Origin of the sequence: Deinococcus malanensis, from assembly GCF_014647655.1 — a bacterium.
Classification (GTDB): domain Bacteria; phylum Deinococcota; class Deinococci; order Deinococcales; family Deinococcaceae; genus Deinococcus; species Deinococcus malanensis.
This window is the reverse complement of the sequence record NZ_BMPP01000009.1, coordinates 1-26,376: the sequence shown is the minus strand read 5'-3', so window position 1 is coordinate 26,376 and position 26,376 is coordinate 1. Positions and strand designations below refer to the sequence as shown.

At 65.5% G+C, this 26,376-nt stretch carries 26 protein-coding genes and 1 tRNA gene; 15 read left to right on the top strand and 12 right to left on the bottom strand.

Annotated elements, in window-relative coordinates:
* Positions 1-2: 2 nt before the first annotated feature.
* Positions 3-473, bottom strand: coding sequence for a GNAT family N-acetyltransferase (locus tag IEY49_RS11495; RefSeq protein ID WP_189008549.1), 471 nt, complete (start codon positions 471-473; stop codon positions 3-5).
* A gap of 249 nt (positions 474-722) precedes the next feature.
* Here IEY49_RS11495 and IEY49_RS11490 point away from each other — a divergent pair, with 249 nt between their 5' ends.
* On the top strand, positions 723-1,940 hold the full coding sequence (locus IEY49_RS11490; protein WP_189008546.1) for an adenylosuccinate synthase: 1,218 nt from the start codon (positions 723-725) through the stop codon (positions 1,938-1,940).
* A 120-nt stretch (positions 1,941-2,060) separates the two neighbouring features.
* Entirely contained in the window at positions 2,061-2,678 is a 618-nt protein-coding gene (folE, locus tag IEY49_RS11485; RefSeq protein WP_189008543.1) for a GTP cyclohydrolase I FolE, read from the top strand.
* Between the two features lie 34 nt (positions 2,679-2,712).
* On the opposite strand, the gene IEY49_RS11480 is transcribed toward folE, so the two are convergent.
* Positions 2,713-3,894, bottom strand: coding sequence for a M20 family metallopeptidase (locus tag IEY49_RS11480; protein ID WP_189008540.1), 1,182 nt, complete (start codon positions 3,892-3,894; stop codon positions 2,713-2,715).
* 88 nt (positions 3,895-3,982) lie between these two features.
* Between IEY49_RS11480 and IEY49_RS11475 the strand changes: the two genes are divergently transcribed.
* Positions 3,983-4,198 (top strand): hypothetical protein, encoded by a 216-nt coding sequence (locus tag IEY49_RS11475; protein ID WP_189008537.1) that lies wholly within the window; start codon positions 3,983-3,985, stop codon positions 4,196-4,198.
* Positions 4,199-4,631: 433 nt separating this feature from the next.
* Here IEY49_RS11475 and IEY49_RS11470 read toward each other — a convergent pair whose 3' ends face one another.
* Complete coding sequence (locus tag IEY49_RS11470) at positions 4,632-7,661, bottom strand: CheR family methyltransferase (protein ID WP_189008534.1); 3,030 nt, start codon at positions 7,659-7,661, stop codon at positions 4,632-4,634.
* Between the two features lie 464 nt (positions 7,662-8,125).
* Between IEY49_RS11470 and IEY49_RS11465 the strand changes: the two genes are divergently transcribed.
* The 3 genes from IEY49_RS11465 to IEY49_RS21435 all read left to right on the top strand — a co-directional run bounded on the left by IEY49_RS11465 (position 8,126) and on the right by IEY49_RS21435 (position 10,664).
* Complete coding sequence (locus tag IEY49_RS11465; protein ID WP_189008532.1) at positions 8,126-9,445, top strand: sensor histidine kinase; 1,320 nt, start codon at positions 8,126-8,128, stop codon at positions 9,443-9,445.
* A gap of 160 nt (positions 9,446-9,605) precedes the next feature.
* Positions 9,606-10,274, top strand: a complete 669-nt coding sequence (locus IEY49_RS21440; RefSeq protein WP_229780753.1) for a chemotaxis protein CheB — start codon at positions 9,606-9,608, stop codon at positions 10,272-10,274.
* Positions 10,275-10,346: 72 nt separating this feature from the next.
* The gene (locus IEY49_RS21435; RefSeq protein ID WP_229780752.1) at positions 10,347-10,664 is read left to right on the top strand and encodes a hypothetical protein; all 318 of its coding nucleotides are present in this window, start codon (positions 10,347-10,349) and stop codon (positions 10,662-10,664) included.
* A gap of 443 nt (positions 10,665-11,107) precedes the next feature.
* Here the strand turns inward: IEY49_RS21435 and IEY49_RS11455 are convergent.
* The 3 genes from IEY49_RS11455 to IEY49_RS11445 all read right to left on the bottom strand — a co-directional run bounded on the left by IEY49_RS11455 (position 11,108) and on the right by IEY49_RS11445 (position 13,115).
* Positions 11,108-11,183 (bottom strand) — tRNA-Lys (locus tag IEY49_RS11455).
* Positions 11,184-11,220: 37 nt separating this feature from the next.
* Positions 11,221-12,414, bottom strand: a complete 1,194-nt coding sequence (locus IEY49_RS11450; RefSeq protein ID WP_189008529.1) for a bifunctional folylpolyglutamate synthase/dihydrofolate synthase — start codon at positions 12,412-12,414, stop codon at positions 11,221-11,223.
* The gene (locus tag IEY49_RS11445; protein ID WP_189008526.1) at positions 12,411-13,115 is read right to left on the bottom strand and encodes a creatininase family protein; all 705 of its coding nucleotides are present in this window, start codon (positions 13,113-13,115) and stop codon (positions 12,411-12,413) included. Before IEY49_RS11445 ends, IEY49_RS11450 begins: the two co-directional genes overlap by 4 nt.
* A gap of 60 nt (positions 13,116-13,175) precedes the next feature.
* Here IEY49_RS11445 and purE point away from each other — a divergent pair, with 60 nt between their 5' ends.
* From purE to IEY49_RS11425, 4 genes are all read left to right on the top strand, one after another.
* Positions 13,176-13,697 (top strand): 5-(carboxyamino)imidazole ribonucleotide mutase, encoded by a 522-nt coding sequence (gene purE, locus IEY49_RS11440; protein WP_189008960.1) that lies wholly within the window; start codon positions 13,176-13,178, stop codon positions 13,695-13,697.
* Positions 13,694-14,827 carry a 5-(carboxyamino)imidazole ribonucleotide synthase gene (gene purK / locus IEY49_RS11435; protein WP_189008523.1) on the top strand — a complete coding sequence of 378 codons (1,134 nt, stop codon included), beginning with the start codon at positions 13,694-13,696 and terminating at the stop codon, positions 14,825-14,827. Before purE ends, purK begins: the two co-directional genes overlap by 4 nt.
* Positions 14,828-14,923: 96 nt before the next feature.
* A complete protein-coding gene (locus IEY49_RS11430; protein ID WP_189008520.1) occupies positions 14,924-16,102 on the top strand; it encodes a VanW family protein in 1,179 nt (392 codons plus the stop codon).
* A 150-nt stretch (positions 16,103-16,252) separates the two neighbouring features.
* Positions 16,253-16,831, top strand: a complete 579-nt coding sequence (locus tag IEY49_RS11425; RefSeq protein WP_189008517.1) for a GNAT family N-acetyltransferase — start codon at positions 16,253-16,255, stop codon at positions 16,829-16,831.
* A 31-nt stretch (positions 16,832-16,862) separates the two neighbouring features.
* On the opposite strand, the gene argB is transcribed toward IEY49_RS11425, so the two are convergent.
* Both argB and IEY49_RS11415 read right to left on the bottom strand, forming a co-directional pair.
* The gene (argB, locus tag IEY49_RS11420; protein ID WP_189008957.1) at positions 16,863-17,612 is read right to left on the bottom strand and encodes an acetylglutamate kinase; all 750 of its coding nucleotides are present in this window, start codon (positions 17,610-17,612) and stop codon (positions 16,863-16,865) included.
* 90 nt (positions 17,613-17,702) lie between these two features.
* On the bottom strand, positions 17,703-18,245 hold the full coding sequence (locus IEY49_RS11415) for a GNAT family N-acetyltransferase (RefSeq protein ID WP_189008514.1): 543 nt from the start codon (positions 18,243-18,245) through the stop codon (positions 17,703-17,705).
* Positions 18,246-18,409: 164 nt separating this feature from the next.
* Between IEY49_RS11415 and IEY49_RS11410 the strand changes: the two genes are divergently transcribed.
* Positions 18,410-19,435: a tRNA dihydrouridine synthase gene (locus IEY49_RS11410; RefSeq protein ID WP_189008511.1), complete on the top strand. Its 1,026-nt coding sequence runs from the start codon at positions 18,410-18,412 to the stop codon at positions 19,433-19,435.
* A gap of 5 nt (positions 19,436-19,440) precedes the next feature.
* Positions 19,441-20,016, top strand: coding sequence for a DinB family protein (locus tag IEY49_RS11405; protein ID WP_189008508.1), 576 nt, complete (start codon positions 19,441-19,443; stop codon positions 20,014-20,016).
* A gap of 185 nt (positions 20,017-20,201) precedes the next feature.
* Here IEY49_RS11405 and rocF read toward each other — a convergent pair whose 3' ends face one another.
* Complete coding sequence (gene rocF / locus IEY49_RS11400; RefSeq protein ID WP_189008505.1) at positions 20,202-21,101, bottom strand: arginase; 900 nt, start codon at positions 21,099-21,101, stop codon at positions 20,202-20,204.
* Positions 21,102-21,608: 507 nt separating this feature from the next.
* On the opposite strand from rocF, the gene IEY49_RS11395 reads away from it, so the two are divergent.
* From IEY49_RS11395 to IEY49_RS11385, 3 genes are all read left to right on the top strand, one after another.
* Positions 21,609-22,247: a metallophosphoesterase family protein gene (locus tag IEY49_RS11395; protein WP_189008501.1), complete on the top strand. Its 639-nt coding sequence runs from the start codon at positions 21,609-21,611 to the stop codon at positions 22,245-22,247.
* A 455-nt stretch (positions 22,248-22,702) separates the two neighbouring features.
* Entirely contained in the window at positions 22,703-22,876 is a 174-nt protein-coding gene (locus tag IEY49_RS11390; RefSeq protein ID WP_189008498.1) for a hypothetical protein, read from the top strand.
* Between the two features lie 309 nt (positions 22,877-23,185).
* Positions 23,186-23,614: a pyrophosphohydrolase domain-containing protein gene (locus IEY49_RS11385; RefSeq protein ID WP_189008495.1), complete on the top strand. Its 429-nt coding sequence runs from the start codon at positions 23,186-23,188 to the stop codon at positions 23,612-23,614.
* Between the two features lie 31 nt (positions 23,615-23,645).
* Here the strand turns inward: IEY49_RS11385 and IEY49_RS11380 are convergent, their stop codons facing one another.
* The 3 genes from IEY49_RS11380 to menC form a co-directional block, all read right to left on the bottom strand.
* Complete coding sequence (locus IEY49_RS11380) at positions 23,646-24,188, bottom strand: single-stranded DNA-binding protein (RefSeq protein WP_189008492.1); 543 nt, start codon at positions 24,186-24,188, stop codon at positions 23,646-23,648.
* An 87-nt stretch (positions 24,189-24,275) separates the two neighbouring features.
* Positions 24,276-25,079: an acyl-CoA acyltransferase gene (locus tag IEY49_RS11375; RefSeq protein WP_189008489.1), complete on the bottom strand. Its 804-nt coding sequence runs from the start codon at positions 25,077-25,079 to the stop codon at positions 24,276-24,278.
* Entirely contained in the window at positions 25,076-26,188 is a 1,113-nt protein-coding gene (menC, locus tag IEY49_RS11370; protein WP_189008486.1) for an o-succinylbenzoate synthase, read from the bottom strand. Before menC ends, IEY49_RS11375 begins: the two co-directional genes overlap by 4 nt.
* Positions 26,189-26,376 lie beyond the last annotated feature (188 nt).

The window sequence follows — 26,376 nt, the reverse complement described above, 5'->3', positions numbered from 1 at the left end:
ATTCAGGACTGTTCTGAAGACCGAACGTTTCTGGGAAACGTGATTTCAAAAAACGGGTATTCCGGTTGCGGGCAGCTCACGCCTTTGTAACCCAGCCGCTCGTAGAACGGCACAGCAGCCGGGCTGGCATACCACTCCAGCCACGTGGCGCCCCCGGTCTCGGCCCAGCCGACGACGCCCTGAAACAGAGCATGTCCGATGCCTTGCCGTCGCCATTCCGGCAACACCTGCAGCGTGGAGCAGCGAATCTGTTTGCGACCGCTCATCAGGTACTCGTCCCACTCGTGAGCCATAGCGACGCCAACCAGCGTTCCGTTCTTTACAGCGACAAGGACACAGTGCAGTTCCGAGTTCGGCCGGCGCAGAAACCTCGCGTGTGCTGCTTCCATGGAGTCAAGCGGGCGGTCCGTCTCCAGAAAAGGGTGCAAAACACTCCAGTCGGATGGGAGGGCAGGGCGGATTTCGAGGCTCATGGCGGCAGTGCAGCATGTGTGCCTGGTGGGGTGCATCGGCCAGATGGCGAAGCCGTCCGGGGCAGACCTCTTACCGGGTAAACAGGTCCGTCTCTCCGGCGCTTCCCGAACCTCCACAGACAGAAGAGGCAGACAGGACCGGACAGCAAAGCGTGGTGTCGTTTACACTGAGGTACGGTGCTGCGCGCCGTGTTTTTTTTGCCCCAAAGGGTACGAAAGGCAAGTCTGAGCGTGTGGCTGGAGGCTGAAATGCCCGGAATTGCAATTGTTGGGGCCCAGTGGGGCGATGAAGGTAAGGGGAAGATCACGGACTTCCTGGCTCCCGAGGCCGAGTTCGTGGTGCGCTACCAGGGCGGTGCCAACGCCGGTCACACGGTCACGGCCAAGGGACAGACCTTCAAGCTGAACCTGCTGCCCAGCGGCGTGCTGCACGAAGGCACGGTGTCGGTGCTGGGCGACGGCATGGTGATCGACGCCGACAAGTTCATGGAAGAGCGGCGCAACCTGCTGGAGGGCGGCCTGAACCCGGAGCTGCGCATCTCGGACCGCGCCCACCTCGTGCTGCCGCACCACAAGTACGTGGACGGCCGCAAGGACTTCGTGGGCACCACCGGGCGCGGCATCGGCCCGGCCTATGCGGACCGCGCCCGGCGTGTGGGTGTGCGCTTCGGTGATCTGGCCGACGACGCCGTGCTGCGCGAGCGCCTGGAGCGCCTGCTGGAGGCCAAGCCCAACAGCACCCGCGACGCCGGCTGGACCAGCGTGGACGTGGCCATGGACGCCCTGGCCCCCACCCGCGAGGCGCTGCTGCCCTTCGTGCAGGACACCGGGTCACAGCTGCGCGCGGCCATCACCGAGGGCCGCAACGTGCTGTTCGAGGGCGCCCAGGCCACCCTGCTGGACCTGAACTACGGCACCTACCCTTTCGTGACCAGCAGCCACCCCACGGTGGGCGGCATTCTGGTCGGCGCAGGCGTGAACCACAAGGCGATTCACAAGGTCTACGGCGTGGCCAAGGCCTTCAACACCCGCGTGGGCCACGGCCCTTTCGTGACCGAGGTCACCGGGGATGAGGAAATTCTGCGCCTGCGCGGCGACGGCTCCAAGCCATGGGACGAGTTCGGGACCACGACGGGCCGCGCCCGCCGGGTTGGCTGGCTGGACCTGCACCTGCTGAAATACGCCGTGGAGGTCAACGGCCTCGACGGGCTGGTCATCAACAAGATGGACATTCTGAGCGGCATGGACAGCATCCCCGTGTGCGTGGGCTATGACGCGGATGGCCAGCCGGTCTATAAGCACATGAAAGGCTGGGCCACCACCGACGGTGCCGACAGCCGCGCCACCCTGGCGCGCGAGGCCCAGGCCTACCTGGATCTGATCGAGGAAACCGTGGGCTGCCCGGTCGTCATTTTCAGTGCCGGCCCCGCCCGCGAGCAGACCTACGGCTCGGTCAGCTGGACCTGAGGCTTAGCAGCCCGCCACGGCATAACTCAGCAAAGGGGGTGGAGACAGGCGCCTGTCTCCACCCCCACTCTTGCGCCGCCGCGTTTCCCCGATACTGGTTTCAGAAAGGAAGGCCCCGTTTTGACCCAATTTGATACCGAACACCACCACGTCCAGCAGGAGAAACAGGAACTGCCCGGCCTGAGCGAGCTGACCGCCCAGTGGCTGAGCGCTGTCGGGGAGGACCCGGAGCGCGAGGGCCTGCTCAAGACGCCGCACCGCGTGGCCAAGGCCTGGAACTTCCTGACCGACGGCTACCGCCTGACACTGGACGACGCTGTGGGCGACGCCGTGTTCGCCGCCGAGGGCAGCGAGATGGTGATCGTCAAGGACATCGAGTTCTACTCCATGTGCGAGCACCACATGCTGCCGTTCTTCGGCCGCGCCCACGTGGCCTACATTCCGGACGGCAGGATTCTGGGCCTCAGCAAGTTTGCGCGCATCGTGGACCTGTACTCACGCCGGCTGCAGGTGCAGGAACGGATCACCACCCAGGTGGCGGACGCCGTGCAGGACCTGCTGGCCCCCAAAGGCGTGGCGGTCCTGATGGAAGGTGTGCACCTGTGCATGGCCATGCGCGGCGTGCAGAAGCAGAATTCTTCCACCACCACCAGTGCCATGCGGGGCCTGTTCCGCAGCGACCCGCGCACCCGCGCCGAGTTCATGAGCGCGGTTCAGGGCACCCTGCGCGGCCGATAAACGGTGCAGGATGCCCTGAACGAAGAACACGGGGTCAGGTGTTCGGCAGCGTCAGCCGCAGGGCAGCGGCGTGCAGCATACGCACGCCGGTTTCCAGGCTGCGCTCGTCGATGGTGAAGCGTGGGTGGTGGTGCGGCCAGTGGCTGTCGGCCTCGTCGCTGCCGGCACCGACGTTGAAATAGGCCCCCGGCGCTTTTTCCAGGTAGGCGCTGAAGTCCTCGCCGCCCATGGTGGGCCTGGCGTCCTGGTAGTGCTCGGGTCCCACGGTTTCCAGGGCAATTTCGCGCAGCTGCTCGGCCACCCAGTCGGTGTTGATCACCGGACGGTAGCCGAACTGGTAGCGCAGGTCGTAGGTCGCCCCGTGGGCCTCACACACGCCCTTGATGATCCGTTCGATCAGTTGCGGGGCCTTCTGGCGCAGCGCCGGATCGAAGGTGCGGACCGTGCCCATCATCTCGGCGGTGTCGGGAATGACGTTGTGGGTGGTGCCGCTGTGGAACGAGGTGATGCTGACCACCAGGGCGTCCAGGGCTGCCACCTGCCGGCTGACCACGTGCTGCAGGTTGGCCACCACCTGCGCGCCCACCGCGATGGGGTCCACGGTTTCTTCCGGATGGGCGCCGTGGCCGCCCCGGCCCTTGATGGTCAGTTCGATCATGTCGGGCGCGGCCATGAAGGCCCCGGGCTTGACGGCGACCATGCCGGCGGGCAGCTGGCTGTTCAGGTGCAGGCCGGTCACGACGTCCACGCCGGTCATCAGCTCGGTCTGCATGGCCAGTTCCTCGGCGCCGCCTGGGCCGATTTCCTCGGCGTGCTGGAAGATCATGCGGATCTCGCCGGGTACCTCCTCGGGGTGTGCCGAGAGCAGCCGCGCCACGCCCAGCAGGATCGCGGTGTGGCCGTCATGGCCGCAGGCGTGCATGACCCCGGGGGTCTGCGAGGCGAACTCGAACTGGTTTTCCTCGTGAATGGGCAGCGCGTCGATATCGGCCCGCAGCAGCAGGGTGCGCCCCGGCTGACCGCCGCGCAGCACCGCCAGCACGCTGGTCTCGGTAGGGCGGGTCACGGTCAGGCCCGGCATGCTTTTCAGTTCTGCCTCGATAAACGCGGCCGTTTTATGCTCCTGAAAGCCCACCTCAGGGTTCATGTGCAGGTGCCGGCGCCACTTGAGCAGCTGCTCGCTAAGTTCCGAAATTCGGTCCTGGGTTGTGGTCATGTCTCAGGGTAGCGCGCAGCGGCGGACTGTGAATGCCCCTGAGGATACCCTCAGCAACCATGCGGGCCAATCCCGCGTAATAGGCAGCATGAAAAGCTCCCGTTTCGGCAAAGGCAGCAGCAAACTCAGCAAGTTCATGGTGCTGGCCCCGGTGGCCCTGGAAGTGCTGAGCCTGATCCGCCAGCAGCAGCGCAAGACCGGCAAATACGTCAAGGCCCGCAAGCGCGACAAGGCCGTGGACTTTCTGCTGGGGCAGGCCCAGCGCAAGCTGGGTGGCAAGCCCAGCCGGCGCCGCTGGTTCTGAGTCTCCCTGGACTGCCGCAGGGCCCCAGCCCAGGCCACTGTCCTGGGGCAGTCCCCATCCCACCGCGTCCATAACGGCCCCATGTTCAGCAATTCTTAAGGTTTAGCTCACAGCATACCGAAACCAGCTTAATTGCCCCAGACCTTTGTTCCATCTGCGGTGCCGGCCCTGGGTTCATACTTGAAATCCGAAAAAGGGAAGGGAGACGTCCACCTTCTAAAAAACGGACGTACGAGCGGGGCAGAAGACGGCCCCTGGACTGGTTCGAGGCCAGTCACCCGCACCCTAAACATCGGAGGAAGCCTGCGTGGGCTTCCTCCGGTTCTCTGTTCCGGGTCTTCCTGGCGGCTGGTGTGGTGTGCTCGGCGTGCCGGCTGACGGGGCGCGGCTTCTGTGCCGCTGGTCTGTACCACTGGTCTGGGCCGCTGGCGGGTCAGCTGCGGTCAGGAGTGTCTGATCCGGTACCCACTTCACCTGTCTCCTCGTCGTGGATGGCCCCTGAGCCTTCCTGGGCCAGGTGCTGAAGCATGGGCGTGACGTCCTCGCCCCACAGCAGCAGTTCGGACCGGTCATCGTGGGTGCTGATCAGACGGGCGTTGAGCTTGACGATCCGCCGGCCCTGCCCGGGAAGGTCCATGGTCATCATGAAGTCGCGCACCTCGTCTTCGCCCAGGGACATGGCGCGCAGCTGGGCAGTCAGCACGGGGTTGTCAAACTGCCCGCTGCCCAGGTCAAAGAGCCGCACCTCCTGCGCCTGCTCCGGGTCCATATGCAGCATGTCCAGCAGGGCCTGGTTGTGCGACAGCACCCGCAGGTTGTGATCCAGCACCATCACCGGGTCACCCAGGCTGTTAAGCACGGCTTCGTTGTAGTGCCGGGCCTCGCGCAGCTGATCGTGGAGCAGCCTGACGGTATCGATATTGGTAAAGACCACCACGGCGCCGTCAATGGTGTTTTCGAAGGTGCGGTAGGGCGAGATCCGCATCAGGAACCAGCGGCCATCCTTGGCCTGGACCTCGGCTTCATGGGGAACCAGGGTCTGGATCACGCGCTGGATGTCCTCGGCCAGAATGTCGTAGCGCAGGTTCGAGGCGATGTCGGTGATCGGACGGCCCAGGTCCACCGACATCAGGCTGATCACCTCGGTAATGCGGGGCGTAAACCGCTTGACCCGCAGGTTGTTGTCCAGGAAGACCGTGGCAATGCCCACCGAGTCCAGCAGGTTCTTCATGTCGTCGTTGGCCTGCTGAAGGTCGGTGATGATCACGTGGTGCTCGGCGTTGATGGTGCTGAGCTCCTCGTTGAGGGACTGCAGTTCCTCCTTGGAGGTCATCAGTTCCTCGATGCTGCTCTGAAGCTCCTCGTTGGCGGTCTGGAGCTCCTCGTTGGTGCTCTTGCGTTCCTCGAGCGCCACTTCCGTTTCCTCGATGGTGGCCTGCAGGTATTCCCGGGTGCGCTGGAGTTCGCGTTCCAGCTGGGACGCCCGGTTGCCGTTCTCGGGGGAGGCGCTGACCGGACCGTGCCGCGGCGCCGGTCCACGGTCCAGAAAGACGATCAGAAACAGGTTGTGGGCCAGACCCGGATGACGGATGGGGCTGACCACCAGTTCCACGTGATGCGGGACCCCGTGAACGGTGACACCCAGGGCGGGCGAGCGGACTTCCTGCTCTCTGGTCACCGCCTCGCGCAGGGCAAGGCTCAGTTCGTAGCGCAGCTCGGGAAGCGCCATGTCAATCACGTTGTTGTTGGGGGCGCCGTGCGGCAGTTCCAGGTACGCCCCGGTGCGGCCACTGACATAGGCCACGTTGCCCTGGGCGTCCACCGCGACGGCGGGTGGCGTCCATTCGGCCAGCAGCAGGGCCTGTACGCTGCTGGACACCCCGATCTCGCGCGTGCGGGAGGCGGGAAAGGTGACCGGACGCTCCGGGGTGGGCCGGTAAGACTCGAAAGGCAACGGCGACTGGCTCACGTTGGCCAGTGCCAGCGCTCCGATGGGCCGGAAGCCCTCGCGGCGGTAGAGCTTCCAGCGGTTGTCCAGGGTGCCGAACAGTTCCCGGTTGGGGCCCAGCGTCTCGGAGGGCCCCAGAAACAGCAGGCCGCCGGGTTTCAGCGCAAAGTGAAACAGCGGCAGCACCTCCTTTTGCAGTTCGGGGCTGAAATAGATCAGCATGTTGCGGCACGACACCAGATCCAGGCGCGTAAACGGCGCGTCCCGGAAAACGTTGTGCCGGGCAAACACGATCATCTCGCGCAGCTCGCTCTTGACCTGATAGCCGCCGTCACGGGGGTTGAAAAAACGTCCCAGCCGCTCTGGCGAGACCCCCGCCATGGCCTGAGAGGTATACAGGCCCAGACGCGCCGTGTCCACGGCGTCCTGATCGAGGTCGGTGGCAAACACCTGCACCTGGATGGCCGGCAGATCCTCGGCTTCGTCCAGCACTTCGCGCAGCAGCATGGCCAGCGAGTAGGCTTCCTCGCCGGTCGAACAGCCTGCCACCCAGACCCGGAAGCTGCCCGAGCCGGCGTGCTCACGGACGTAGGTGCGCAGGTGGGCCGCCACGGCCTCGAAGGCCTGGGGGTCACGGAAAAAGCTGGTCACGTTGATCAGGAAGTCCCGGAACAGCGCCTCGACCTCGTCGGGATTGTCCTTCAGGATGCGGGCGTAGGCTTCCAGGTCGGAAATCTGCTGACTTTTCATGCGCCGGTCGATGCGGCGCACCAGGGTATTGAGCTTGTACTGGGAAAAGTCGTGCGACGTGCGGGCACGGACCTGACCCAGCACCTTCTGCAGCGCGGCCGAAGCGCGGCCGTCACCGGTAAAGGCCTCCGGGTAGCGCAGGGCCTGGGTGCGGGTCACCTGGGCAAACAGTTCGGCGGCCAGTTCCTCGGCGGGCAGCACGTGATCGGCGGTGCCGGTGGCCACGGCACTTTGCGGCATGCTGGCGTACTGCGCGGTGGCCGGGTCCTGCACATACACCAGCCCCAGGTTCTGCTTGATGGCCTGCACACCACGGCTGCCATCAATGCCCATGCCGGACAGCACCACGGCCACGGCGCGCTCGCCCTGATCGGCGGCGAGGCTGGCAAAAAAGGTATCGATCGGCAGGTGCGGCTGCGGATCGGGGGTCAGTTGCAGCGTGCCGCGCAGCAGGGTCACGGTGTGTGCGGGCGGGGCGACATAGACGTGTTCGGCGGCGGCTTCCAGGCCGTCGGTGATCTCCACGACAGGCAGGGAAGTGCAGCGGGAGAGCAGTTCCGGCATCAGGCTGCTGGTCTGGGGGTCCAGGTGTGGCACCACCACAAAGGCCATTCCACTGCCGGTGGGCAGGGCCGTAAACATCCGCTCGTAACCGTCGAGCGCGCCAGCCGAGCCGCCGATCCCGACAATGGCCGTCGGCGTTTTGAAGGCTGTCTCGGCCGGCACACTGGGAAAGTCGGTGGTGGTCCGGGCGTCTTCGGTCATAGGTGGGCTCCAGGGCAGAGACCGCTCAGCATATGGCAGTCGGCACTCCGCGGCGCTGGCAGTCCGGCAGAGGGCCGCAGCGCACAGCACCGCAGTCTATGACCCGGGGCCCTGGCCATGTGTGCATCAGGACGGTCCGGGGCGCCGGTCTAGGGGAGCTGGCCGTTGGCTCGGGCGGCGCCGTTGCGCAGCGCTTTCTTTCTGGCACCTTCTTTCAGGACCGTCGTTTCAGTCCTGGTAACGGCGCGGCGCTATAGTGGCTGGTATATCCGCATAGTGGCTGGTATATCCGCATAGTGGCTGGTATATCCGCATAGTGGCTGGTATATCCGCATAGTGGCTGGTATATCCGCATAGTGGCTGGTATATCCGCACGCTGCACGCTAGCTTCTTCGGTTGCTGGCCTCATCCCCAGGTGAATAGACATTGGTGCGGCCTGTCGCCACTGGAGCATTGAACGACACATGAGCGAGAAGGCCCCTTCCAATTCAACAGCTTCCAGATCGAAAGCGCGCGAACAGGCAGAACAGAAGCTGCGCGATTCCCCACGCACGGTGCAGACCGCCGTGCAGGACCCGGCGCTGCTGCTGCACGAATTACAGGTGCATCAGGTGGAACTTGAGCACCAGAACGAGGAACTGCGGCGCGCCCTGCAGGAGACGGAAGAAGCCCACCGCAGGTACCTGGAACTGTTTGATTTCGCGCCGATCGGGTATCTCACCGTGGACCGCATGGGCCTGGTCCAGGAAGCGAACCAGGCTATCAGCGGCATGCTGAGCGTGCAGCCTTCGCGCCTGACCGGGCGGCAGTTCGGCACCCATCTGGCGTCGGAATACCGGGGTCACTTCACGGCGCTGCTCAAACGCATTTTCGAGTCCCTGGACAAACGGGTCACGGAGGTCATGCTGACGCGTTCGGACGGCACCACCTTCTGGGCGCAGCTCGAAGGCGCGGCCATCAGTGAAAACGGGCAGCCCGGCGACTGGTGCCGGATTGCGGTCGTGGATATCGACGTGCAAAAGCAGGTGCAGCAGGAAGTCATGCACCTCAACCAGACCCTCGAACAGCGCGTTGAGGCCCGCAGTGCCAGGGTCCGCGAACTCAGCGAGGAACTCGAGCGCTTTACCTACGACGTGGCGGTTGACCTGCAGGGGCCGCTGCGGCATATCGAGACCTTTGTGGACAAGCTCAAGAAACACGGGCAGCACGACGAGGAGTCCCGGCGCTACATCGAGCACATCCAGAGCTCCGGCAACCGCATGACCGTCCTGACCGCGGCGCTGCTGAGTTTTTCCCGGGCCAGCCGCATGCGCATGCGCTCGGTGCCGCTGTCGCTGGATCAGGTGTTCAAGGATGTCCAGCGCAAGATGCGCCCCCAGCTCAAGGAGCGGGAGGTGCGTCTGACCTGCGACCCCCTGCCGATGGTGCATGGAGACAGCGGCGCGATGCAGCTGGTTCTCAGGGAACTGCTGGACAACGCCCTGAAATTTACAAGGGATCAGCCTGAACCCCGCATTCACGTGTTTGCCCAGGATCTGCCGCGCGAGCACGTCATGGCGGTGCGCGACAACGGAGCGGGCTTCAACATGCGCTACCGCGACCGGCTGTTCAACGTCTTTCAGCGCCTGCACAACGAGCGTGACTTCGACGGCGCCGGTGTGGGGCTGGCTACCGTGCGCCGCGTGGTCTCGCGCCAGGGCGGGCGGGTGTGGGCCGAGGGCCATGTCGGTGAAGGAGCCACCTTCTACGTGGCTTTGCCCAAACAGCCGAGTGAACTGGACTGAGCACCCGCCCGGTCCCTGCGCTGGGGCTGACCTGCGCAGATCCAGGGCACGCTGCCCAGCAACCCGCGAATAAGGACTCCACACAAGTCCCTGCACAGCGGCGCAGAGCATTCATGTTTCTGGAACATTGCGCTGGGGGCGCTGGGAGAGAATAGGCGTTATGGCGCCTCCCCAAGTCGTGGTTATTGGTGCGTCGGCTGGCGGAGTGGAAAGCCTGATGCAACTGACGGCCTCGCTTCCCGCCGATTTTCCCCTGCCCATCCTGGTGGCCCAGCATGTGGCTCCCGGGCACAGCAGCATGCTGCCCCAGATCCTGCAACGCTCCGGTCCGCTTCCCGCCACGCCTGCGGTCGATGGCCAGCCACTGGCACCCGGGCATATCTATGTCGCGGTGCCTGACCACCACCTGCTGGTCGAGGACGGGTACATGATCGTCGCGCGCGGTCCCAAGGAAAACCGGTTCCGGCCGTCCGCCGACGCGCTGTTCCGCTCGGCGGCGTATGCCTACGGCCCGGGGGTGATCGCGGTGATACTTTCCGGCATGCTGGATGACGGAGCCTCCGGATTGTGGACCGTCAAGCGGCGCGGGGGCATTGCGGTGGTGCAGGACCCCGGCGACGCCATGTTCGATGAAATGCCGCGCAACGCGCTGGGGCAGGTCAACGTGGACCACGTGGTGTCACTTTCCGGGCTGGCATCCTTGCTGACCAGGCTTGCGCAGGACCCGGCACACCGGGAAGGGGAAGATCACATGAGCGACAACGAAGAGCAGCGCCTGGCCACCGAACTCCGCGTCACTGCCGGGGACCGGTTGCCGCTCAGTGAGTAGCTCAAGCTGGGGGAGCCTTCGACCCTGACCTGCCCGGAATGCCACGGAGCCCTTTTGAAGGTTCAGGAGGGCATGCAGACACGCTTCCGCTGTCATACCGGACATGCGTTCAACGAGAACAGCCTGCTGTCGTACGTGACCGAGAGCATCGAGGACAGCCTCTGGAATGCCCTGCGTGCCATGGACGAGAGCCAGATGCTGCTGCGGCACATGGCCGAGCATTACGCCGATATGGGTGATACCAGGACCGCCGAGGTCTTCCTGGACCGGGCGCAGGAAGCCCAGGACCGCGCCAGTCAGGTCCGCGCTCTGGTGGTGCAGCGCAACGGACGGAAAGGGGCTGCCGGGCCTCTCGCTGGGCCGGCGCCCCAGGATGTCGGCCAGCGCTGATCCTTGCGGGCCTCGCTTTTCATCCGGCACTACATCCTGCGGGTTCAGACCTTTTTGGGCAATACAGCAGACCACTCCAGAGCCCTGCAGGAGACACCCAAGACCCTGTCAGCTAGGCGTCGTTGCGTAGCTTTATGCGTCATACGGTGCCGGTTCGGGGCCTGAGTGGCCCAGGATGGGTATAAAGGCGATTTTTCTGCGTCGGACGGCCAAAATTCCAGACCAGCTGTCGGGCGTGCGGGTACCGCTTTGCAAGGTGGCTGCAGGAAGAAGGCTGAGCGCACAGACGGGCTGAGCTCCGGCCATTTCTGGGTCGGGTCAGGCTGGTGTCCGTCACTTCCGGGACCAGGAATGGCGGCTTTCCGGTCCTGAGGCCGCGACGGCCATACCGTCGCCAGCCAGGAAGGCACAACAAAAAACCCCGGCATGGCCGGGGTCTGGTCTGGTGGATCGTGTAGGAATCGAACCTACAACCCGCTGATTAAGAGTCAGCTGCTCTGCCAATTGAGCTAACGATCCAGAGCGGCATGAAGTATAGGGGCCGCCCCTGGATCTGTCAAGCTGGGGTTTCCTTTCCTGGCGCGCTCAATATGGCCGTGCGGGCCAGTCCTGCCAGATACAGGCTGCCGGTCACCAGCAGGGTGCCGCCCGGCGGCGTGTGTCGTAGTGCCTGTGCCAGGGCCTCGTGCGGGTTGGTAAAGGCCAGTCCCCCGTATTGCGCGGCCAGTTCCTCGGGCGGGGTGGCCAGCTCGCCGGGCGCCGTGAACAAACGATTGCCGCTCAGGGAAAGCAGGGGCGCCAGGGTCGCGTGCGTGTCCTTGCGCGCCAGGTTTCCGAACAGCACGGCGTCCACCCGTCCCAGGCTGGCCGCCAGAGCGCGGGTGGCGTGCGGGTTGTGGGCGCCGTCCACCAGCACCACCCGCCCCTGGGCCTCAAAGCGTTCCAGCCGGCCAGGGTGAGTGGCCTTCAGGGCACTGTCCACACCCTGGCCGTGGCCCAGCGTCCGCAGGGTGGCGGCGGCCAGGGACGCATTGAGCCGCTGGTGTTCGCCCTGCATGGCTGGCGGAAAGGGCAGGGCAAACAGGCCCGGATGACTCTGGGGAGTCAGCAGCGGTGCGCCAGTCCTGTTGGCCACCTGCTCGACGGTGCGCAGGGCCTCACCAAAAGCAGTGGTCAGCAGGGGCACCCCGGGCCGGGCTGCGCCGGCCTTATCAGCGGCAATTTCGGCCACTGTTTCGCCCAGGACCGTCGTGTGGTCCAGGTCCACATTGGTCAGGGCGACAGCGCGCACGTCGGGCAGGGTCTGCGTGGCGTCGCTGCGCCCGCCCACGCCGGCTTCCATCACGGCAAGCGCCACCCCACTCTCGGCAAAAGCCTGACAGGCCAGGGCCAGCGTCAGGTCAAAAAATGCAGCGTCGGGGGCATGAACGCGGGCCCATTCGATGAAGGCGGCGGTGCGCTCCGGGGTCAGGTTCTGGCCGTCTATGCGGACGCGTTCCTCGTAGTCCTGCAGATGGGGACTGGTAAAGCGGCCCACCCTGACGCCGCAGGCCAGCAGGCCGGCTTCCAGCATGGCGCAGGTGCTGCCCTTGCCGTTGGTTCCCACCACCCGCACGCTGCCGAAGTGACGGTCGGGGGCGCCCAGGGCGTCGAGCAGTGCGCGCGCCGGCTGCGGACCACGCGCCCGGCCGGACCGGGTGCGGGTGAACAGCCACTCGTAGTCCGGCGGGCCAGGGTCCGGACCTGTCACGGGGCCCAGCCGTTTTCAAGCAGCGCGCGGGTTTCGGCCACCGCCTGCGCCCAGATGCGCGCCATGTCCTCGTCGGGGCGCACGTGCAGCCCGGCGTAATTCCCGTCTCCCAGCAGGGCGCGGGCCTCACGGGGACCCAGCTGTTTCAGGCGTCCTATGTCCACGGCGGGCTTGCGTTCTGCGGGTGCAGCTACGCCCTCCAGGCGGGTCCAGGGAAAGTTTTCCATCCAGCTGGCGTGGCTGGCCAGTTCGTCGGTGGCCTGCACGGCGGCCCAGGTGCGCGGTGCGTTCCACCAGTTGTGCCACTGCACACGGGTATCTGGGTGCGCCGAGAGCCATTCGCCCAGCCAGCCCTGCCCGGGAACATTGCCCCCGTGGCCATTGACCACCAGAATCCGCCGGAAGCCGTGGGTGTGCAGGCTGCCCAGCAGGTCCTCCAGCACGCTGAGATAGGTGCGGGTGCGCAGGCTCAGGGTGCCCGGGTAGGCCATGAACGTCGGGGTGATGCCGTAGGACAGCACCGGGAATACCGGCACTCCCAGCGGTGCGGCGGCCTCCAGGGAGACCCGCTCGGCCAGCAGCGAATCGGTGGCCAGACTCAGGGTGGCGTGCTGCTCGGTACAGCCCAGCGGCAGCACGCAGCGGTCATCCGTCCGCAGCCAGGCTTCGACCATTTCCCAGTTCATGTCCTGAACACGCATAGGGGCAGGGTAGCGCTCCCGCTGCGGGCCGGCAGGCGGCGGGCTACGATACGGCCCGTGATGAACGACACGGGACGGCCACGCGTGGGCGTGGTGATGGGCAGCCGCAGCGATTTCGAGACCATGCAGGGGGCGCTGGAAGTGCTGCGTCAACTGGAAGTCGCCTATGAGGTCCGGGTGCTCTCGGCCCACCGCACGCCGCATCTGCTGCCCAGCTACGCGGCCCGCGCCGAGCGCCTGAACCTGAGCTGCATCATCGCTGGGGCCGGCGGCGCGGCGCACCTGCCCGGCATGCTGGCGGCCTTCACACGGGTGCCGGTGCTGGGCGTGCCGGTGCAGTCGCGCGCCCTGAGCGGCAACGACAGCCTGCTGAGCATCGTGCAGATGCCGGCCGGCGTTCCGGTGGCCACGTTTGCCATCGGGGCCGCCGGGGCGAAGAACGCTGCCCTGTTCGCCGCTGCCATGCTGGCCACCACCGACGAGGCCGTGCGCGCCCGCCTCGACGCCTACCGGGACGCCCAGACCCGCGCGGTGCTAGATGACCCTTTCTTCGACGGCCATGCCCAGGCAGGCGCCGAATGACCCTGGGCCGTGAGCGTCCGCTGACCCTGGGCATCCTGGGTGGCGGCCAGCTGGCGCAGATGCTGGCCCTGGCCGCCCTGCCGCTGGGCGTGCGGGTCAAGGTGCTGGAGCCTGACCCGCAGGCTCCCGCGCGGCTGTGCGCTGAGCACCTGCGGGCCCCCTACACCGACCCGGCAGGCCTGGACGCCCTGGCCGGGTGTGACGCGGTCACCCTGGAGTTCGAGAACGTGCCGGTGCAGGCCCTCTCGGCCCTGGAAGACCGGATGCCGGTGCGTCCGGCGGGGACGCTTCTGGCCCGCAGCAAGCACCGCGCATTCGAAAAGGAAGCTTTGCACGCGGCCGGGGCGGGCACGGCACCGTTCGTGCGGCTGGAGACGCCGGCTGATCTGGACGGCGCCCTGGAGCGGGTCGGTGGTCAGGGCCTGCTGAAAACCAGTGAGCTGGGCTATGACGGCAAGGGACAGGTCCGGGTGCGCAGCGCTTCCGAACTTCAGGCTGCCTGGGAAGGGCTGGGCAGGGTGCCGTGTGTGCTCGAAGGTCTGGTGCCGTTCGAACGCGAAGTCAGCCTGGCGGTGGCGAGGAGCGCCTCCGGGCAGGTGGCCTTCGGGCCGCTGGTCGAGAACGTGCACCGCAGCGGCATCCTACGCACCAGCGTGTACCCGGCGGCTGTTCCTTCAGCCACCGAGGCCCGGGCCCGGGAACTGGCACATGCGGTGGCCGAAAACTGGGCCTTAGAAGGCCTGATTACCCTGGAATTCTTCCTGTTGCCCGGCGGCGAACTGCTGGTCAATGAAGTCGCGCCTCGGGTCCACAACAGCGGGCACCTGACCCAGGACGGCGGCGGGGTCAGCCAGTTCGAGGCTCAGGTGCGGGCTGTTCTGGACCTGCCGCTGGCCGACTGGCGGCCCCTGCATTCCTGCGCCATGGTCAACGTGGTGGGCGTGGAGGACGAAAGTGGTCAGGCGCGACATCCCGACTGGGCAGGCATCGATGCCCTGGAGGGCACCCGGGTGCACCTGTACCATAAGGACTGGCGTGCCGGGCGCAAGCTGGGGCACGTGAACCTGGTTGCCTCCGATCAGATCACGCTGGGTCCACGTCTGAAGCAGCTTGAAGCTTTGATTCCCTGAAGAGCTACGCCTTGGGTGAAGGCCAGCGAAAAGCGCTTTAAATGTCCCACCAGCGCGGCCTCACGGCGCGTCAGATGCCTGCACCTAGCCTGAGGTATGAAGCGTTATTTGCTGCCCCTCCTGACGCTGGCCCTGGCAGTGCCGGCACAGGCAGCCCAGTCCGGTAAATCCCAGCCCTTCAAGCTGATTCTCAAAACCAGTGAGCAGAAGATCCAGAAAGGCAGAGTCACCGAGCACCCGATCGTCAAATCCTGGACCGTGCCGGCTGCCGGCATCGCGGCCAGTAAAAAGCACCGTAAGCTCAGCACGACCCTGGTCCCGCTTCTCAACCGTATCGAAAAGCAGGTCAACGCCCGCAAGCCCGAGCCCGCCGTTTTCCGCAACGTGAGCGGCCGCTGGATTGCCACCGACCAGACCGGCTGGCTTTTTGACCGGGACCGCACCAAGGCCAATCTGCTCATGGCTATCCGCAGTGGCAAGGGACAGGCCCAGGTCGCGTTCAAGGAAATCCGGCCCAGGCGCAGTGTGGCCCTGCTGGCAAAGCGCGGTGTGCGAACCCACGTGGCCACCGGCAGCAGCAGCTATGCCGGCAGCCCCAGCTTCCGTGAGAAAAACATTCTGGTGGGGGCCAGCAAGCTGGACAACTTCTTTATCGCCCCGGGCCACGAATTCAACTTCAACGAGGAAATCGGGCAGATCGATGCCAGCACCGGTTTCGTCAAGGGGTTTGTCATCACCGGCGGGACCCTGGAAAAAGAGGACGGCGGCGGCATCTGTCAGGTCAGCACCACCATTTTCCGGGCACTGTACAAGGCCGGCCTGCCCATCACCGAGCGCCACGAACACAGCCACCGCGTCAAGTACTACGACCCGGTCGGCTTCGAGGCCACCGTGTACGCCCCCGCCAAGAACCTGCGCATGAAAAACGACACCGGCGCCTACCTGATGATCCAGGCTGGCTGGGACACGGCTGCCAAGACGGTGCGGTTTGATGTCTTCGGGGCCAATACCGGGCGTACGGTAAACATCAGCAAACCCTCGATCACCAGATTCAAGGCGCCGAAAAATCCCAGCTATACGGCTGATCCCAATGTGGCGCGGGGTGCACGCCGCCTGCTGGACACTCCGGCGCAGGGGATGACCAGCGTGCTGCGGCGGACCATCAAGGTTAAGGGGAAGGTCATCAGCCGGCATACCCTGAAAAGCACGTATGAGCCCTGGGGCGCGGTGTATGGCGTCAACCCCAAGGACAGGCGCCTGAAATCCAGATCCTGAATCCTGCTGAGTTCTTCTCGACTGACTCCACCGAGCCCTGTCCGGCCCTCTGGCCTGGCAGGGTCTCGCCATGGTCCGGCTTCTGCCCGGTTGACCTGTAAGCGGTTCAGTTGCAGTTCCAGACAATGTGGCGCCCAGGTAAAGTGCGGCATGCTTTCGTCCGCCTCTTTTCATGAGCTGCCCCCGGTTCCCAGCGAACTGCGCACGCCCAGGCTGCTGCTGCGCGCCCCGCGTCCGGAAGATGCGTCTGCGGTCCATGCAGCCATTCAGGCGTCGCTGCCAGAATTACGCGAATGGATGGTCTGGGCCCAGAACCCGCTGGACCTGGCCGGGACCGTGGACAACCTGACCCAGGCGGCCCAGGCCTACGCCTCACGCGAGAATCTGCGTCTGCTGGTCTGGACCGCTGACGGCACGGAACTGGTGGGCAGCAGCGGGTTTCACGCCCTGGACTGGCGCGTGCCCAAAGGGGAGATCGGCTACTGGATCTCCACGCCACACACCGGGCGCGGCTACGCCCTGGAGGTAACGCGCGCCCTGACCGATCTGGCCCTGGAGACCCTGGGCCTGCGCCGCCTGGAGATCCGCTGCGACGCCCGCAACGAGCGAAGTGCCCGTATTCCACGGGCGTTGGGGTATCAGCTCGACGGCTGCTTGCGTCATGACGCCGTGGCGGCGAACGACCCCTCCCAGCTGCGTGACACGCTGGTGTTCAGCGTGGTGCGCTGACCGGCACACCCCGGCAGTTCTAATCCACGGCCTACGGAAGAATCCGGGTGCCGGCCTCTCCCCGTGCGGCGGCGGCCAGGACGCCAGCACGCATGCCGCTGGCAATCGTAGCGAAGGGGGCGCCCCGGTCCAGGGCGTCCAGAGCGGCGCGGACCTTGGGGATCATGCCGCCGGCAATCCAGCCCTCTGAAATCCCGGCTTCGACCTCGGCGCGCCTCAGCAGGGAGGCGCGGCTCTGTGGGTCGGGAAACGAGCGGTACACCCCGTCCACATCAGTCAGGAAGATGATGCCTTCGTTCAGGGCGCCGGCCACTGCACCTGCGGCGGTATCGGCGTTGACATTCAGGGCCTCGCCGTCCGGGCCCAGGGCGACGCAGCCCACCACCGGCGTCAACCCGGCGCCCAGCAGGGTGCGCAGCAGGTCGGCGTTCACAGCGGTAACCCGCCCCACCCGGCCCAGCGCAGGGTCCAGAACCTCGGCGCGCAGCAACCCGCAGTCGCGGCCCATCAGACCCACGGCCTGCCCCACATCCTGACTCAGCTGCTTGTTCAGCTGGCACAGCGCCATCTCCACCACATCCATGGCGTCCGGCGTGGTGACCCGCAGTCCATCCCGGAATTCACTGGGAAGCTGCCGGGCCGCAAGTTCGCGCTCGATCACCGGGCCGCCCCCATGCACTACCACGACCATCAGGTCACGGCGCAGTGCAGCGATCTCGGAAGCCACCGCGCGTCGCAACTCCAGGCTTTTCATGGCATTCCCGCCGTACTTGACGATCACGCCGGCAGTGTAGGGCATGGCTGGTCTGGACTTCCTGCCCCCCGCTGTTGATGGTCAGAAAGCCGACCTGCCCAGGCTGGTCGGCCCTCTTCAGTGAGGCACGTAGCTCAGATTGGGGGTTCCGGCAGGGTCCCGGGGGCTGGTGTCCTCCGGCGTACTGGAAGCAGGTGAACTGGGCTGCAGAGTCTTGGCGTACCAGGACATGACCGGCCGGGCGTCAAGCGTGAAGGTAAATCCCTGCCGTTCCCAGAAGCGTGCTCCGCGCGGATTGTCGCCCAGCACGCTTGCCAGAAGCCGGGTGGTCCCGCGCGGCAGCCGGGTTTCCAGATTGCGGATGGCCTGCTCGCCCAGGCGCTGTGACTGGCGGCCCTCTGTGATGAGCAGCAGGTTGATGGTGAGATCTCCAGGCTCGGGGAAATCCAGTTTGTAGTCCAGGCTACCCACCAGCTCCCCATGGTCATCGTGCAGCAGTTCCAGGCGGCGGCGGGGGTCAAGCAGGGCAATCTCCACATCCCGCTCGACCTCTTTCTGGGAGGGCACGCGGGTGCCCAGTAACGTGAAATATCCGGGAGCCTCGGTGTACAGCCTGTAAAGCAGCGGCGCATGGTGGAGCGCCAGCGGCGTGGAGTTCAAGGTAAAGCCTCCCGTCCGGCGAGGCGGGTCAGTAGCTGAGAAGTATGGACTGCCGGACTGCCCTGAGCATACCTGTCGCGCAACCTGGGCGGCAGTATCTGCGATATCAGGCGCATTGAGCTACATTTCACGCTGTGGAGGGGGGTATACGCTACCCTGGCTGGATGACCCCGCTGTTCTCTGCCCGCCCGGGCTTTTACCGTTCCCGCCTGGGCTTACCCGGCGCCGTCCTGGCGCCTATGGCGGGGTACAGCGACGCGCCGCTGCGGCAACTCGCTGCGGAACAGGGGGCGCTGTGGACCGTCAGTGAGATGATCAGCGCGCGTGGGCTGGTGATGGGCGGCGACTCTGAGAACCTGTCGCTGGGTCGTCCCTTCGAAGGTGAAACCAACCGGGTCGTGCAGCTGTTCGGGGCCGAAAGTGAGCTGCTGGCGCGCGCCGTACAGAAGGTCGAGGCCTGGTTTACCCCGGCGGCCATTGACCTGAACATGGGCTGCCCGGTGCCCAAGATTCGCGGCAAGGGCGGGGCCTGTCTGTTGCAGACACCGGAAGTGGCCTTCGAACTGGTGCAGGCCATGAAAGCCGCCACCACCCTGGACGTCAGCGCCAAGATCCGGCTGGGCTGGGATCATGACCGCAGTGTCGAAGTCGCCCAGGGGCTGGCCGCCGCCGGGGTAAACCTGATTACCGTACACGGACGCACCAGTGCCCAGCGCTATACCGGCGAGGCCGACTGGGAGGCCATTGCCCGGGTGGCTGCATCGGTGGACGTGCCCGTGGTGGGCAGCGGGGACATCCGCAGCGCGGCCCAGGCGCGCTCGCGTCAGGCGATGGGCGTGGCGGCCGTCATGATCGGGCGCGGCGCCGTGGGCAACCCCTGGCTGTTCCGGGCGCTGGCCACCGGAAACGACCACTTTCCCTCCGCTCAGGAGCGGGCCCGAACAGCGCTACGCCACGCCGAGTTGCAGACCCGGTTTTATGACGACGATACCGTCCGCCTGACCCTGCGTCCCCTGCGTAAGGTGCTGCCCCAGTATCTGCCGGACCGCCCCGAGCTGCGCGACGATCTGGTGCAGGTGGTGACCCTGGCCGACGTCGAGCGGGCCCTGGCACCGCTGCTGGCCCCCCCCGGTGGGGCGGTAGCGCCCGGTCACAGTGCAGCGGTGCCCGGCGGGGAGTATGCTGGGTAACGCCCATGAACGCCCACGAGTACTACGCCTATCTGTCCGCTGCCCGTGAGCAGCTGTGGAACTTTCTGCGGGCGTTGCCGGCCGAGGAGCTGGGCCGCGACCTGATGCCTGAGGGTGACCGCTTTCACAACATCAAGGATCTGCTGCTGCACATCGCAGATGTGGAAGACCACTGGGTCCATACCATTGCCCGCGGCGACGGGGTGGACCGTGACGGACAGTATGCGCACGACTGGGTGATCCCGCGCGCCGAGCAGTACGACCTGGGCTGGATCATCGCCTATGGCCGTGAGGTCGGGGCCCGGACCCACACCTTTCTGGGCAGTGAGCCTGATCTGCACCGCAGCGTGAAGCTGGTTCAGGACGATCCGCACAGCGACACCGTGACGCTTGACCAGCTGATGTGGCACGTGATGACCCACGAGGTCCGCCACACGGCCCAGATCGCGCTGATGATCCGCCAGCTGGGCCACACCCCGCCGTGGCTGGACTACATGCGCTTCGCGCGCCCGCAGGTGACGGCGGCGCAGAGCGGCGGCCTGGAACCGGACGCCGACTTCCCCGAGCAGGACGACCTCTGAGATCAGGGGCTGCATAACGGACGCCGGGCAAACTCGCCCGGCGTCTTCATTGTGGGGATTCCCGCAGGCGGCCAAGAGCAGCCTTAGAAACGGAGTCACTGGCCACGTGTAACCCCCTGATGCCTCTGTTTCTGGCCCGTCAGGTCAAGCGCGGGCCTGCGGCGCGGACTGCAGCCGCGGGCCGTTTACAGGATGCGCTGACCCAGCAGGCTGGCGGCCATACCCACCATCACTTCTGCCGTCTGGTTGTGGGTATCAAGCACCGGATTTACCTCCACGATATCCATGCTGGTCACGCGGCCGGACTCGCACAGCAGCTCCATCAGCAGGTGGCCCTCGCGGTAGGTCAGCCCTCCCGGTACCGGCGTACCGACCCCGGGAGCCACCGACGGGTCCAGGGCGTCGGCATCGAAGGACACGTGCACGCGCTCCACGCCCGAAAGGCGTTCCATGGTCTCGGCGTGGATACGGGTCATGCCCAGCTGATCCACGTCCTTCATGGTGTAGGCCTTGATGCCGGCCTCGCGCAGCAGTTCGCGCTCCAGGCTGTCCACGCTTCGGATGCCGACCATCACAATGTCTTCGGCCCGCAGCTGCCACGCCCCGCCCAAGCCGCACAGCACCGGATCTCCCAGCCCGGTCAGGTGCGCCACGGGCATGCCGTGAATGTTGCCACTGGGACTGCTCTGCGGGGTGTTGTAGTCGCTGTGGGCATCCACCCAGATCACGCCGGTGCGCACGCCCTCCGGCTGGCCGCGCAGGGCGTTGCCGGTCACGGTACCCATACTGATGCTGTGGTCGCCGCCCAGGGTGATGGGAAAGACGTCTGCGCCCAGAGCCGCTACGCGCTGGGTGGTGAGCTGCGAGGTGTGCTGAATCTGTTCCAGAAATACCAGTCCACCGGTGAGGTGCTTGTCCACCGTCTCAGGAATAGGAACTGGCATGTCTCCCAGGTCCGTCACAGTGTGCCCCAGCCGGCGCAGGTGGGCGGCAAGGTGAGCGTTCCGGAGTGCGGATGGGCCCATGTCCACCCCACGGCGTCCGGCGCCCAGGTCCATCGGAATGCCCAGAATCGAAATATTCACCCGTGCAGCATAGATGCCGAATAACGCTATGCCTTAGCGCTGCAACATTATTTTCGGCGAAGGGTGGCTGGCTGCTCCTGCCGAGTATTCAGGTGAATATTCATGCTCCGGAAGCGCTGGACTGCTGCGGAGGCGCATGATCAGTCAGGCGTGCTGAGGCTGATGGGGTCGGCCTTCCGATGGACCTGGGCAATGTCAGATGGGCTCCTGCGACTCCCCCGGAGCGCTTTGGGCTGACAGGGAAAGGTCGTGCAGGAAGGTCGCCAATGAATCCTCCTGCCCGCACAGGCCTGAGGAAAGCGGTGACGCATGGGGCAGCCAGCTGGTAGAGCCGCAAGGCAAAAAGCGTTGGTCTGCAGAACCGCCGATTTTCCTGCACAGTCCCCAGAACCCGTGGTGGTGTTGCCCGACTGTTGTTCATTTTTCGCCGAAGGCAGCCGGGGTGCCTGAGCTTTCCAGGCGGCCCCGTAGGGTAGTCTGGGCCGATAGCTTCGCTCCAACTGCCAGATGACCGATCTGCCTCTCTCTGTCTCCCGCCCGCTGCGCCGCCTGCTCCTGGTCGCAGATTATGTGCATCCCTTCGTCTACCGGGAGGGCTTTCCGCAGGGTCTGCCGCCGGTGGACGCGGTGCTGGCTGCGGGAGACCTGCCGGGCGACTATCTGGAATTCCTGGCCAGCAAACTGCCGGTGCCGGTGGTGTATGTCCACGGGAATCACGCCAACGAGTTCGTCTATGAAGGCGAGGAACGTGTGGCGCCGCGCGGTGTCATCGCCGCCCACGGCCGGGTGGTGACCGTCGCGGGCCTCCGGATAGCCGGCTGGGGTGGGGTTCCCCACTACCGTGACAAAGGCAGTGGGCAGTACTCCCCCCGCCAGGCCCGCTGGGGCTTAAGACGTTTGGGCTGGCAGGCCCGGCGGAACCTGGACGTCCTGCTGACCCATGCCCCACCGGAAGGACCGCATGCCGGCCAGGATTTTGCCCACCGGGGCTGCCCGGAACTTTCGCGTTTTCTGACCGGCCAGCGTCCACGCCTGATGGTGCACGGCCATATTCACGAGTACGAGGGCCGCAAGGCCGAATACACCGACCTGACCACAGGAACCCGGGTGATCAATGCCTACGGCTACCGCGTGGTCGACCTTTGAAAGGGGTTAGACCTCCAACTTGTGGAGACCCCAGAGCTCGCCGTTGAAGAAATTTCGTGTTGCATCGCTGCAGCTCAGCCAGCTGGCTTAAGGATTGCTGTGCGTCTGGCACATGTGAGCCCACGCTTTTCAGGAGATACTTGCCCACGGCTTTCGGAGTTGCCCGCTGCGGCACGAGCGGCTTAGCGGCGAGGCCTGGAGGGAGACGCCCACCTCCACAAACAACGGGCGTGCGAGCGGGTTACCGTCGGCCGCAGGAGGGTTCGAGTCCCCCCACCCGCCACTCACAGTTTCATGACCACGCGACCGGACTCCTGAGGAATCCGGTCGCGCTGTTGTCGCCAGGAATATGGTCCTGAGCCGGCGCAGAAGCATGGATCAGCACATCGAACCTCAACCCCGTTCAGGCGGGATCGAATGTCTCCCACGGCCATGGGCTGCGGTAGCCTGAGCCCATGCGTCGTCTCGTGGTTCTTGGGCTGTGGTGCGCCGCTGCGTCTGGTGCGCTGGCCACTCCTGTGGTGCCGTTGCAGGCTGGCAGCGTCCAGACCGTGGCGGTCCATCTCAGGCTCAGTGACTGGCTGCTGAGCCGTGAAACACCCAATGAAGTCAGAGTGCACACGCCCTGAGGAACGCTCCAGGGCATTCCACATGGAGATCCCCACGATCAGCGCCCTGCCTATTTCGGTGAACTGCGTCCCCTGGCTTTGCGGCTGAACGTTCCTGTGCATGCCTCGGTGGGTCGTCATGCGGCCCGCCTGGAAGCGACGCTGTATGTCTGCCGGAAACAGCAGCGAGTGTGCTCCAGGCAGCAGCTGAGCCTGCAGGTTTCGGCGCGTGCCTCTGCAGCGCCTGCCCTGACCATCACCGACGAGCATCTGCGCCGGACATCCACGTGGCTGCCCGGAACCGGGCTCCGGGCCCGCTAGCATCCATGGGTGTCGTCTACATTCCTCTCCAATGCCCGGCGGCTGCGTGCCTTTCATGAGGCGCTGGGCTTATGCCTGCCGGATCGCCCTCAGGTGCCCACTTCAGATGTTCTGACACTGCGACGCACCCTGATTGATGAAGAGTACGCCGAGGTCACGCAGGAGTTTGCAGCCCTTACAGCCCACCTGTCGCGCGGCGAGGTACCCGCGGGCGCCGATCTGAGCGCACTGGTCCATGAACTGGTGGATCTGCTGTACGTAACCTATGGCGCGTTGGATGTCCTGGGTGTCGATGCCGACGCAGCCTTCGCCGAGGTGCATCAGGCGAATCTGGCCAAGACCAGTGGCCCTAAACGCGAAGATGGCAAGCAGCTCAAGCCCGAAGGCTGGCAGCCTGCCAACATGCGCGCCGTGCTGGAGCGCCAGTTAGAGCGGTAACCGGGTCAAGGCGAGAACGGGTCGACTCAGCTCAGAACGGAGTGTCGTCGTCGGCGACAGCCACCGGAGCAGGTCGGGCCGCGGTGTGGGCCTGCACGCGCGCCGGTGCGGGGCGGGCAGGCTGCGATGCGGGACGGGCCCCGCCTGGAACGGCATACCGCTCCTGGCGTTTTCCACCACGGAAGATGGCCAGGGTGACGTACTCGAATTCACCGTCGGCCTTCTCGCGCAGATGCTCGGGGTCGGTGCTCTTGGCACCACGCGAGAACTTGACGGCGGCGGGCAGTTTCATCTTGCGGCTGTCGACCGCTTCCAGCTCGCGGCGGCGGTAGGCATGCCCCTTATGAATAATCAGGTCCTCGCCGTCGGGGCTGGTCCATTTGCGGGCGCCGATCAGGCTCCAGTCGAAGTCAGTCTCGTTGTCCAGCGGAAACTGATATCCGCCGGTGGGAACGGCCCCGCTGGTCCAGCCCAGACGGCCGTAATGGCGCTGGACATCCAGCAGCTGGTTCTCGTGTTCGACGTCCACGGTGACTTTGGCCCCCAGGTCGGTCAGGAATTCAATATGCAGCATTCAGTGTGCCTCCTTACGTAAATAACATAACACATGCAAGGAGGCTTGCGGGAGAGGGGCGCCGTAGATACCCCTCCCAAAGCGGGCTCAGGGCTGTTCGGCCTGGGTCAGAACATAAAAGGCACGGTCGGCCTCCCGTGCCAGATCCGTGACGGTATACCCGCGGGCCATGTGGCTGGTCACGCACTCACGCAGGGCCAGTCGCCAGGCCAGGCGGGTAGAACGCTCCAGGGTTTCGCTCTGCACCGGAACCTCGGCCAGAACCTGGACAGCTGTGGCCGGCTGGTCACGCAGCCGGGGCTGACCGCCGACTTCTTCCAGCACACGCGGATCCTGTGGCTCCGGCGCAGCGTGGCCCACTCCTGGGCTGTTCAGGTCCCATTCGATCAGGAACCGGTCGGCTGGAAACGCGGTGGTCCGGTTGTCCTCCAGGGCGTACCAGTCCGGCAGGTACTGCGTGGCCCGCGCTCCCAGCTTGCCCAGGTTCAATCGGGCGTTGCGGGCCACCAGGGGATCAAAGGTCCAGGTCATGCGGCTCAGCCCCTGCGCCAAGGCACGTTCACGCTGGGCCTGCTTGAGGGCCACAGCCATTCCGGTGCCGCGCCACTGCGGCCGAATAGCCAGCAGATGGGAGTGATGCCACTGTTCGTGTGCATTCACGGCTGGAAAGCCGTAGGCGAGTCCGACCGGGACCTGCGCGTCCGGACCGCCGTCCGGGTAGGCCGCCAGCACAATGCCACCCGTTACCGCACTGACCCGGAACAGGGTGCCCGGGGTGACCTCCCGGTCGTGGTAGCCCCAGGCAGCCACCTGCACGTCTTCCAGGTCACGGAAGGCCCAGGGGTCGGACACGTCCCGGATCACAAAGCGGCGTGTTGTTTCTGTGGTCACTGCGCCCGGTGCTCCTCATACAACTCCGAGACACGTGCCACGAACTCCCGGTTGAGGGTGACGCCGGTTCCAGGGCCCTGGGGGACGGGCATCAGCCCGTTGACCGCTTCCAGGGGTTCGTTGATCACATCTGTCTCCCAGTAGCGGCTGGCGCTGCTGGTGTCTCCGGGCAGGGTGAAGTTCGGCAGGGTAGACAGGTGGATGTTGTGGGCACGGCCAATTCCGCTTTCGAGCATGCCTCCGCACCATACCGGCGCGCCAAAAGCCTGGGCCACGTCGTGAACCCTGCGGGCCTCGGCATGCCCGCCCACGCGCGAGACCTTCACGTTGATCACGCCGCCTGCGCCTAGTGCCAGGCCTTTGCGGGCATCCTGAGCGCTGGCCACCGACTCGTCCAGGCACAGTGGGGTGGTCAGCCGCGCTTGCAGGGTGGCATGGTCAACCACATCGTCCCAGGCCAGAGGCTGCTCGATATAGGTCAGTCCATATTTATCCAGCGCTCGCAGTTTTCCGGTATCCGCCAGGGTGTAGGCACTGTTGGCGTCCACGGTCAGGCGGATATCTGGAAAAGCCTCGCGCGTGGCCCGCACTGGCTCAAGGTCCCATCCGGGTTTGATCTTCAGCTTGATCCGGCGGTAGCCCTGCTCCACATGGCGGCGCACAACATCGACTGTTGCTGCTTCATCGGCCTGAATGCCCAGGCTGACCCCCACCTCGACCTGCGTCTTATGCCCTCCAAGCAGACTTCCCAGCGGAGCCCCCAGGGTCCGGGCCCACAGATCCCAGGCGGCCATCTCGACCATCGCGCGGGCCATACGGTTGCCACGGAAGCCTCCCAGGGCTGCCTCGAGCGCTTCCGGATTGGCAAAGGACTTGCCCAGAATGCGCGGCAGAAACACTTCGCGCAGCAGATGCAGTCCGCCCGCGATCGTCTCCTCGCGGTACATCGGTGCAAACTCCATGGTGCCCTCAGATACCCCCTGCAGGCCGTCGCCATGCAGCACCAGCAGCGGAACCAGCTTTTCGGTCTGAACCCCGAAACTGGTCTCGAAGCGGAACTTCAGAGGCAGGCGCACAAGCAGGATTTCGGCAGCTTCAATTCGCAGCATGTGCCGAGTATGGACTGTGCTGGCTGGCCTGCGCTGAACCCCGACCAATCAAAACAGACAGCGTCCCAGCCAACATTTTCAAACATCAAGAAGTAGGGAGGGGAGAGGAGTTGACAAGTTGAGGATGGGCCTGTATCTTTTCTGAGCCTCAAGCGAGGCGGGTTGCATGACAAGGTGAAGAGAGAACG